The following is an 8,504-nucleotide window of genomic DNA, read 5'->3' on the forward strand; positions in this document are numbered from 1 at the left end:
TACGTCGGTGGCGCAGGGTCTCAAACGTCGGTCTGCCGCCGGAGCTCAACTAGCGGGACTATTGCTCGACCGGAAGCGGCTGGTGCTGCGGCTCAGCGTGGTGGAAGACCTGTCCAAGATCGCGCGCGTCGAACGTTTGGCCGCAGACTGGGCAGTAGACCAAGTGCTTCGACTCGTCCTCTACCGGCCCGTCATGCGGCCTGCCCTCATAGCCTGTCGCGATGTTGTCGGTTCTAATCCGGGGCAACGACAAGTGCCTTTCGTCGTTTTGGCGGCCGATATTTCTCTACCAGCCGGACCTTGTCACGGTCGACCGTGACCAGCGGCCCGAGGTCGATCGTCACGGTATCCTCGTCGATGCGCGTGACCTCGCCTTTCAGGTCGATTTGCTGGCCTCGGTTCACCTTGGTGTGGTCGATGATGGAATGTGGGAAGTCGTAACCTGGCATAGAGACGCTTACGCGGTCCTCTGTTATCCGCCTTCGAACCGTGGCAGTAATCGCCACCTGGTCACCAATGCCTATTCCCCGAGCCATGCCATGGATTCTGGTGCGGGCAGTGTCTTCTTCAAGAGGCTTCTAATATACGCCCGCCATCCTAAGGCTGACCTACGACCAGAGTTACAAAAGTTGAACTTCATCGGGGAACACTCCTTCTGTCTGCCTGTTCGATTTGCCAGGCGCATCCCGCGCATTCAGACAGGAGAAAGAAGATGAAACGCATCCTTTTGGCTTCGGCCGTGCTGGCGGTGTCGGCTGGGCTTTCCTTTGCCCAGACGACGAGCGGAACTTCGAGCGGAACCTCGACGAGCGGCACCTCGACCACCACAACCGTGCCCAGCACGACGGATCAGGGCACCGGCACGACGAGCAGCGGGACCAACATGTCCGGCGATCAGGGCACCGACACGACCACCACCAGCGGCACCACAAATCAGAACTCGGCCAGAGACTGCGCGCCCGGCCAGCAGACTGGCAGCGCTCAGCAGGCTGCGCCAGGTCAGCAGGACACGACAGCCAATACCGCCGCGCCGGGCCAGGTGAAAAAGACCGACGAAGGTTGCTGATTGGCACATCGGCTCGGGTTGGAATCACCAGCGTGTGGCTGGCTGGTCTCCCCCGACCACCGGCAAAGATAAACTCGGCTGGCGAGCAAGTTGCCGCCAGCCGAGCATCGATGTGCGCCTATCGCGACCCCGCTTCACCTGCCGTCCAGCCGTTCGCGCATTCGCGATCGTCGCTCTCGGCAACAGGCGGCGCGCGCGGCGAGGACGTGTCGCATGTGCGCGCTGTCGAAGGAGGCGCCCAGCAACATTGCGCGTGAAGGCACGCGGGCATCCGATCGATCGTTAACCTTTCTCTGCAATGAGCGCCTTGTCGCCGGCGATGGGCCTCCGGCTCTTACGCATTATGGAGATCACATGTTGGTCCCGGCACCCGATGCCGGGAGCAGGTCTGCTTCGGAGTGTCGTGACAGAACTGGGCGACATGGTTGCGGTGGAGTAGGCGCCGTCGCCCTGGATGAACAACAACTGTCGCATGCGGTGCATACGTTGTCGAGCTTTCGGTCGGCCGCGGCCGCATCGACGACGACCACAACGGCATCAAGTCGTTGCTGAAAGCCCGCAAGGTATCGTCAAGACATAAGTTGCCGGCGAAGATCCGCCCTCGCGACAGGGATTCGTCAGGCCGATCGGTCGGCAACGCGACCGGCCAGATGAGCGAGAGCTTACCCTCGGTGCTGGTCTCGACCCGGCTCGTATAGAGGCCTGAAGGGACATCTCCAAACGATCATCGACGGTCGTCGATCACTGCCGACTACGAGTCGAGGTCGTATGGCTCGTGGCCTAGCTCGTTGTGATGAAGCGCCTCTGCCATACACCTGATGTCGAACCCTTGGCCGCACGCCGGGCAGAGGACGAAATACTCCTCCTCCCGAAGTGGCGATGCATCGTGGTCTTGGGGGATGACGAGGTCATTGTATTCGTCGGGCATTGGGTCCTCCGGCAACGCCGCCCGCCATGCTGGAACGCCTGCCGGCAGGATTTGTTTCAAAGTTACTGCGCTTAAGAAGAGGGCCGGAACGGGTGAAGCACAATGTCGGTAAGCGCAAGGCGACGGCGCCCGAAACTCATCACGTGAGCTGAACGACTGCTTTTGCCAACTCGATGCTCGAAACCTGCCGATCTGCTTAGGCCGGTTCCGGACATTCGTGACCGGCCTCATAAGTCATAAGAAGCGCCCACCACCTACGGGACTCAAGCCGACATTCCCCGAGCCTTTCGCCAGGCACGGACTCTTTGCCAACCGCACATTTGAAGCCTATGCTTCCCACATCGGCCGCCAGCGCGTCGGACGCAGCCGACAGTAAGAGGTACGTGCTCTTGCCCGCATGGGAGAGAGAGCCATGCCCCAATCCCTTCTTCGCAACCATGTATTGAAAACCCTCTCCTCGGAGGATTTCGCGCTTTTGAGGCCGTCACTGCATCACGTCGAACTCAACATCAAAGACCAGCTGGAAGTCTCTTATCAGCCGATCGAGCGTGTGTATTTTCCAGAGATGGGCATCGCGTCGGTGGTCGCTACGATGACCGGAGGGCGGCAAAGCGAGGTCGGCATCGTCGGCCACGACGGCATGACAGGAGTTGCCGTTATTCTCGGCCAGGACAAGTCGCCCAATGAAACCTATATCCAAGTCGCAGGTAATGGCTGGATCCTCCCGGTTGAAGCTCTTCGCTCTGCGATTGCGGAGAGCCAATCCCTTCGCGAGTCACTGCTTCGCTATGCCCACGCGTTCCTCATCCAGTCGTCCCGGACGGCACTGGTCAACGGCCACTCCAAAATCGAGGAGCGCTTGGCCCGCTGGTTGCTGATGGTCCAAGACCGCGTCGAAGGAAATAAGATCTACCTGACGCATGAATTCCTGGCGACAATGCTTGGTGCCCAGCGCCCCGGCGTTACCACGGCCCTCCAAATGCTTGAATATCGGGGGCTGGTTCACGCCAAGCGCGGCGAGATCACGATTATCGACCGCGTTGGAATGATACGACTCACGCATGGTGCTTACGGGGAGGAGGAGCAAAGTCACTTCGGCCTAGCCTCCGCCTAACTGTCCTAAATCAGACAAACCCTTGCAAGCTACCGAATTCGTGCCGTAAATCGTGTGGGTCAGGGTTCAGGGAGGAATTCTCGATGACCACCACTTTTGACACAGTCATGGTTGAAAGAGCCGCCGAAGCCTATGTTCTCTCCAGAGGCAAGGCCCACTTCCTTTCGATAGCACAGGCAATCCGCGCCATCCGAACACTCATGCCCGCATGCAGGGCCACCGACCGCGAGCTGGAGGAGCTCTTGGCGGCAGCATCCATTATTCACGGTGTGCCAGTCGCGTTCGACTTAAAAACAGCCGTGGCCGCAGAACCACGGCTCCATTCATAGGGCCGGTGATGCCTGCGCTCGCGCAGACGCCTACCTTATCGGACGTTCGCCAAGCGATTGTCCGCCACCTGATCGACAACATCGGCAGCCCGAGCATTTCGATATCCGAGGTTAGCCACACCGTGAGGAGAATGCTTCCCTTTTGCGAACTCACGGACTGGCAACTTGGCGATCTCATTGCGCGAAGCGCGATCGATGCGGGATTCGCGATTGAATCCGACGGGGTGGGTCCCGAAAACGCATGTCGAGGCTCAATAGCGGAACAGCCGCTTTAGTCATGTGGCTCCCAATCACGGACGGTCAGGTTGCGGCCCCCAAAAAGCCGCCAGGCGGCAACGCGCCTGATATCGCACTTTGAGATCAACTCTGCCGCTTCCTGTTAGCCGAAGTGCAAGCGGCCCCGCTAACAATCGTGGTTGCGCCTTTAGTGCATCGTGGTTCAGACCGCTGGCGGATTAGAACTCATGTTGGCTTTGCGATCGGCTCGTCGCTGCCGAAAATCGGTGACCTATATAAAGGGGCATGTCCACGCGCCGAAAAATCAATGCAACAGCGAAGCTGATTGGAGAGTGGCCTTTAACCCCGGCTGCAACGTTTGGATCGTCCGTCAGAGCGAGGGGTATTTTTCTCGAAATACGCGCCCGCCTTCCAACGGAGTTCAGGAAATTGCTCAATATCGAGTCCCGCGTGCTTACCCTGCGCCTGTCTGAGGGCGCCGAGAATGATGTGCAGGTGGTATTCGGGATCGTATCCAAAGCACTGCAGAATATCGAAGACCTGCCCGTAATCCCCCGTGAAATCGAGGACATTCTGACGATCTCGACGGCCGAACGGCACCGCTGGCTGAAAGATGGTCGCTTGCAGAGCGCCGGGACGAAAACCGTGAAACTCCGCGGGCGGGCAAGGAACATCACCTTTCACGTGTTCGACCCGCAGCACGTGGAGGATGTGCTTGACCGCGACCTGGTCACGGTCTGGCGCGAACAGGACGCAGCGACAGCTGCAGAGAACAGGCGGCGAGCCGCGGGGAAGGCCGCTATGAAACGTGCGCAAAGAAGCGGTCGCGGAACTGCAGCTTCAACTGGCTACGGCCCCGATGAGAACGCGCACTCCAGTTTGCGCGGCTGGGAAGATTTTGAGAATGACGGACTCCTGCGCTGATAGGCCGGGCGCACAAGCAGGTTAGGACGTTTGCCTGCGCCGTGCGAGATGCGCAAGGAGGGCCGTCAAACGCATCGCGTTCAGGACCCGCTTCGCAGGAACACCGCCCTTGCGCGCCATCTCGACACCCCAATGCATGTGGTCGAGCTCGCGGATCGAATGAGCGTCCGGATTGATGCTGAAGATGCAGCCCTGATCGAGTGCCTTTTGATGCCAGCGCCAGTCGAGGTCGAGTCGCCACGGATGTGCGTTGATTTCGACAGCGACGCCGTGTTTCGCACACGCTTTGAGGACTTTGTCGACGTCGAGATCATAACCGGGCCGGCGCAACAGCTGGCGACCGGTCATGTGCCCGATAATTGTCGTCCGAGGGTTTCCGATCGCCTCAATGATACGCCCCGTCTGTTCCTTCTTGGGCAACTTGAAGCGGCTGTGCACGCTCGCGACGACGAAATCGAACTGCTCCAAGATATGGTTCGGGTAATCGAGCGAGCCATCCGCCAGGATGTCCGCCTCGATGCCCTTCAGTATGCGAAATTTTCCATTGTATGCCTTGTTCAGCCGGTCAGCTTCGCGGTGCTGTTCAGCAATTTCCTGCAACGAAAGGCCGCCTGCGTAGTGAGCGGACTGAGAATGATCGGCGACACCATAGTATTCGAAACCGCGCCTACGCGTGGCTTCAGCCATTGCCTCAAGCGTTTCGGTGCCATCGGATGCGGTCGTGTGAGAATGCAGGATGCCATGCAGATCTTCATCCCGAATGAGGGCGGGTAGCTTCTGCTTTGCCGCTCGCTCAATCTCGTCCCTGCCTTCGCGCAATTCAGGCTCGATAAACTGCAAGTCTAGAGCTTGGTAGATTTCTTCTTCTGTCGCTGACGCGATTAGCTTTCTCCCGCGATGAAGCCCGTCGGCGTTTAGGGTGAATCCCTTGTCGGCCGCGAACGTCTTCAGTTGCTCAAGGTGGTCTGCCGAACCGGTTGCTTCGAGCAGGCTCGCGCCAAAGTGCTTCCTGTCCGTGACAACAAGCCTGAGGGTCGTATCCTCGATTCCAGTCGACTTTCTGGCCTGTGCTACCAGGGCGAAGTCGGAAACGAGCTCGCAACCGCGCCGGAAGTCACCTGCAATTTCGACGCGCGAAAACTCTGGATGCTGTTGCTTCACCGATATGACCGCATGGTGGAGAAGAGCGGCGGCCTTGTGCAGGTGAAGTTGCGTTTCGCCGCTTCGCACGATGGCCAGGTTCTGCAGGAGCTTTGTCTGAAGCGCGGCGCCGAGGCCTTTGACTGGGCGGATGCGGTCTTCTCTTGCAGCGGCCTCGAGCTCCGCCAGCGAGTTCACGCCGAGCGCCTGATGAAGCTTCAGTATCTTATCGGGACGAAGCCCTGGTATGGCAAACAGCTCCATCACGCCCGCTGGAACATCCTCGCGCAGCTTCTCAAGGCTGGGGTGCGTGCCGGTTTGGTAAAGCTTCGTCACGATGTCTGCGATCGCGTCACCGATCCCCGGGATCTTGGTGAGGGCGCCGCCGGCGATGATCCGATCAAACGGCTGCGACAGCGCCGTCAGACTGTCTGCCGCGCGCAAGTATGCCTTTGTGCGATAGGGATTGTCGCCGCGCATAGACGCCCGTTGCGCGTATTCCCTCAAAAGACTGGCGACGGTCCTCGGATTGATCTTTGCCATGGCTTCAGCCAAACGAGGCCGATCTCCGCAGGTTCCAATCAGGCAAGACCATGAGAGCCGCGTTGCCGTTTAAATCCCGGCTTTACTGCCTTCTTCCCGCGTCGGCCGCTACAGATCGGGCAAGGATTGGTCAGCGCGACCCCGCCCCAGCGATTCAAGGATAGCGCGGAACTGAAAGGCAGCGGCGCGGACGGCCTCAAAATCGAGGCCTTCATCGGGGTCGAGGTCGAACACGAGGCGGTCGGCCTTTTCGACATCCGTATCCGGTTTCTGCCATCGGCTTTAGAAGCCTGACATTCCGGTTCCGGTCCCCTTACCTCGACGTGCCCCATAGACGCCAAGTACCTCGCCCAGAGCAAGCTCCGATGCCAGTTTCAAGAAGTGCAAAATGGCCCATAAATGCGCCGACCAGAGTGAATGCTCTCGTATCCGGGTCTATTTCGAGCAGCGCGGACTTGGTCAGCATTCGGACAGCCTAGCGGGTCCGTCCCAACATAGCCATGGGCACCGGCCTGCTACTCACGGAACACCCCCTCCTCCTTGGCAGCAGCCTCGAAAGCCTGACGGACCTCCTGTCGGCGCACAGTTGCACAGCCTTCCTCCACTTAGGTCCCATCTTGGCCCACTTCATGAGTTCCTCGGCGGCACCCTCGACGTTGTTGCACCCGTAGGTGACCCCAAGTCGATCGGTCTTGACGTACACCGGAGGGGAGAACCAATGGGTTGCCACGACACCTCCTACTCAGGGGAGAGATACATCTTGGCCTCCTTAGCGGCAGCCTCAAAGGCCTTTCGTATTATGTGCGGGTCAATCGAATCGCCCTCCAAGGCTGACAGGCAGAGGGTCACCGCCTTGTGCCAGCGAGGCCCTCGCCGGGTCCACGTCTTGAGCTGCTCAAGGGCTGCCCTCGCATTGTTGCAGCCATGCCTGACACCGGTTTCAGTCTTCACGAACACCGGAGGGACGAACCAGATGGGCGCCATGATACCTCCTACTCAGGGGAGAGATACACGTCGGCCTCCTTGGCAGCCGCCTCAAAGGCATCACGGACCTGCCCTCGAACGCATCGACGCAGGATTGGACCGCCTTGGTCCACTTCGGGCCCTTTGTGTCCCACGCCATGAGTTCCTCGGCGGCTCCCTCGACGTGGCTGACCCCATTGCGAATGCCCGGACGTTTCGTCTTCACGTAGACCGGAGGGTTGAACCAGAGGGGAGCCATGAGGGGCGACTTAGAGCGGGAAGAGCCCGCTGACCAACCCCGCTTTAGCCGCAGCTAAGGAAACGATGTAGGCCCTCGCGGGTTTAGAGCTTGCATCGGTCGATCTTCGTGGATGTGCAGCCGCTGTGGGGGTCCGTCGCCTCTCATCTCCTTACTGGCGGCGGGCTCCTTTCGCGAAGGCGGTTTTGGTCATAGACACATAGACCTTATACCGTTCCAATTTAGCTGGTTGTCATTGGGGGGAGTAATGTCCCCTCCTCTTTTGCAGCAGCCAGGAATGCCTTGCGGGCCTCCTCAGGTTCCATCTCGTCGAAGATCACGGCCATGCAAACGCGCACCGCAAGGTCCCACCAAGGGCCACGCTTGGTCCACTTCATCAGCTCCTCGCCGGCTGTCTCGGCGTTGTTGACATTGTGGATGATCCCGGGACGCTCGGTCTTGACCGGGACCGGAGGGTTGAACCAGTGGAGAGCCATACGTCACTCTTTGTCGGCCCGATCAAGTTCCTCCAGCAAACACCTTTGCTCAGCCGGCAGTTCCCGTTCTACAGGCAGATCTAGCATCCTGCGAAGGTAATTGCGGATTACCTCTGACTAGTGAAAATGGCGCAGGACGGCGCGCTTCCGTTGCGATGCCACAGTGACTGAAGTTGGCTGACAGCTACTCCCGGGCGTCGACGCCACGCAGAGGCCCATGGCAGTTGCTGCCTCGACGATTGCCTCGGTTAGTTCTTCGTCGGAGGCCACCAAATAAGGCGCAGTCTCCCGAGCTTCGCGTAGCTGCCGCTTTGATCGAGACCGTGTCGCGACGGTCCGCCCTGTTGAGGAGTACAGTAATTGCTTGTTCTAGAAACGGACCGACCCTTCGCGCGACGCTCATCCAGGGACACGCCGAAGGGTACTCTATTCCCTACCTGAGCGGCATTGCCATGTACAAATTGTACAAATTGGTACGGCGCTGGGCCGCGACAGTCAGGAATATTTGGTAGAATTTCTGTGGTG

The 8,504-nt window shown here is 59.3% G+C and carries 10 protein-coding genes; 4 read left to right on the forward strand and 6 right to left on the reverse strand.

What is annotated here, in order from left to right:
• Positions 1-233 precede the first annotated feature (233 nt).
• The gene (locus NKJ08_RS29250; protein ID WP_352784629.1) at positions 234-536 is read right to left on the reverse strand and encodes a hypothetical protein; all 303 of its coding nucleotides are present in this window, start codon (positions 534-536) and stop codon (positions 234-236) included.
• A gap of 176 nt (positions 537-712) precedes the next feature.
• On the opposite strand from NKJ08_RS29250, the gene NKJ08_RS29255 reads away from it, so the two are divergent.
• Positions 713-1,066 (forward strand): hypothetical protein, encoded by a 354-nt coding sequence (locus tag NKJ08_RS29255; protein WP_352772390.1) that lies wholly within the window; start codon positions 713-715, stop codon positions 1,064-1,066.
• Positions 1,067-1,817: 751 nt separating this feature from the next.
• On the opposite strand, the gene NKJ08_RS29260 is transcribed toward NKJ08_RS29255, so the two are convergent.
• The gene (locus NKJ08_RS29260) at positions 1,818-1,994 is read right to left on the reverse strand and encodes a hypothetical protein (RefSeq protein WP_352784631.1); all 177 of its coding nucleotides are present in this window, start codon (positions 1,992-1,994) and stop codon (positions 1,818-1,820) included.
• A gap of 412 nt (positions 1,995-2,406) precedes the next feature.
• On the opposite strand from NKJ08_RS29260, the gene NKJ08_RS29265 reads away from it, so the two are divergent.
• The 3 genes from NKJ08_RS29265 to NKJ08_RS29275 all read left to right on the forward strand — a co-directional run bounded on the left by NKJ08_RS29265 (position 2,407) and on the right by NKJ08_RS29275 (position 4,598).
• On the forward strand, positions 2,407-3,108 hold the full coding sequence (locus tag NKJ08_RS29265) for a Crp/Fnr family transcriptional regulator (protein ID WP_352449750.1): 702 nt from the start codon (positions 2,407-2,409) through the stop codon (positions 3,106-3,108).
• A gap of 83 nt (positions 3,109-3,191) precedes the next feature.
• On the forward strand, positions 3,192-3,437 hold the full coding sequence (locus NKJ08_RS29270) for a hypothetical protein (RefSeq protein WP_352784633.1): 246 nt from the start codon (positions 3,192-3,194) through the stop codon (positions 3,435-3,437).
• Between the two features lie 522 nt (positions 3,438-3,959).
• Complete coding sequence (locus NKJ08_RS29275; protein ID WP_352718517.1) at positions 3,960-4,598, forward strand: hypothetical protein; 639 nt, start codon at positions 3,960-3,962, stop codon at positions 4,596-4,598.
• 21 nt (positions 4,599-4,619) lie between these two features.
• On the opposite strand, the gene NKJ08_RS29280 is transcribed toward NKJ08_RS29275, so the two are convergent.
• The 4 genes from NKJ08_RS29280 to NKJ08_RS29295 form a co-directional block, all read right to left on the reverse strand.
• Positions 4,620-6,281, reverse strand: a complete 1,662-nt coding sequence (locus NKJ08_RS29280; protein WP_352784636.1) for a DNA polymerase/3'-5' exonuclease PolX — start codon at positions 6,279-6,281, stop codon at positions 4,620-4,622.
• A 108-nt stretch (positions 6,282-6,389) separates the two neighbouring features.
• Positions 6,390-6,515, reverse strand: coding sequence for a hypothetical protein (locus tag NKJ08_RS39110; RefSeq protein WP_352549760.1), 126 nt, complete (start codon positions 6,513-6,515; stop codon positions 6,390-6,392).
• A 504-nt stretch (positions 6,516-7,019) separates the two neighbouring features.
• A complete protein-coding gene (locus tag NKJ08_RS29290) occupies positions 7,020-7,265 on the reverse strand; it encodes a DUF982 domain-containing protein (RefSeq protein ID WP_352784639.1) in 246 nt (81 codons plus the stop codon).
• Between the two features lie 459 nt (positions 7,266-7,724).
• Positions 7,725-7,979, reverse strand: coding sequence for a DUF982 domain-containing protein (locus tag NKJ08_RS29295; RefSeq protein WP_352784641.1), 255 nt, complete (start codon positions 7,977-7,979; stop codon positions 7,725-7,727).
• Positions 7,980-8,504 lie beyond the last annotated feature (525 nt).

It is taken from the genome of Mesorhizobium sp. M0244, assembly GCF_040321795.1.
Classification (GTDB): Bacteria; Pseudomonadota; Alphaproteobacteria; order Rhizobiales; family Rhizobiaceae; genus Mesorhizobium.

Coding starts and splice junctions, on each gene's coding strand:
- NKJ08_RS29290 (WP_352784639.1), bottom strand. CDS start 7,265: ATGGCGCCCATCTGGTTCGTCCCTCCGGTGTTCGTGAAGACTGAAACC.
- NKJ08_RS29270 (WP_352784633.1), top strand. CDS start 3,192: ATGACCACCACTTTTGACACAGTCATGGTTGAAAGAGCCGCCGAAGCC.
- NKJ08_RS29280 (WP_352784636.1), bottom strand. CDS start 6,281: ATGGCAAAGATCAATCCGAGGACCGTCGCCAGTCTTTTGAGGGAATAC.
- NKJ08_RS29260 (WP_352784631.1), bottom strand. CDS start 1,994: ATGCCCGACGAATACAATGACCTCGTCATCCCCCAAGACCACGATGCA.
- NKJ08_RS29275 (WP_352718517.1), top strand. CDS start 3,960: ATGTCCACGCGCCGAAAAATCAATGCAACAGCGAAGCTGATTGGAGAG.
- NKJ08_RS29255 (WP_352772390.1), top strand. CDS start 713: ATGAAACGCATCCTTTTGGCTTCGGCCGTGCTGGCGGTGTCGGCTGGG.
- NKJ08_RS29295 (WP_352784641.1), bottom strand. CDS start 7,979: ATGGCTCTCCACTGGTTCAACCCTCCGGTCCCGGTCAAGACCGAGCGT.
- NKJ08_RS29265 (WP_352449750.1), top strand. CDS start 2,407: ATGCCCCAATCCCTTCTTCGCAACCATGTATTGAAAACCCTCTCCTCG.
- NKJ08_RS29250 (WP_352784629.1), bottom strand. CDS start 536: ATGGCTCGGGGAATAGGCATTGGTGACCAGGTGGCGATTACTGCCACG.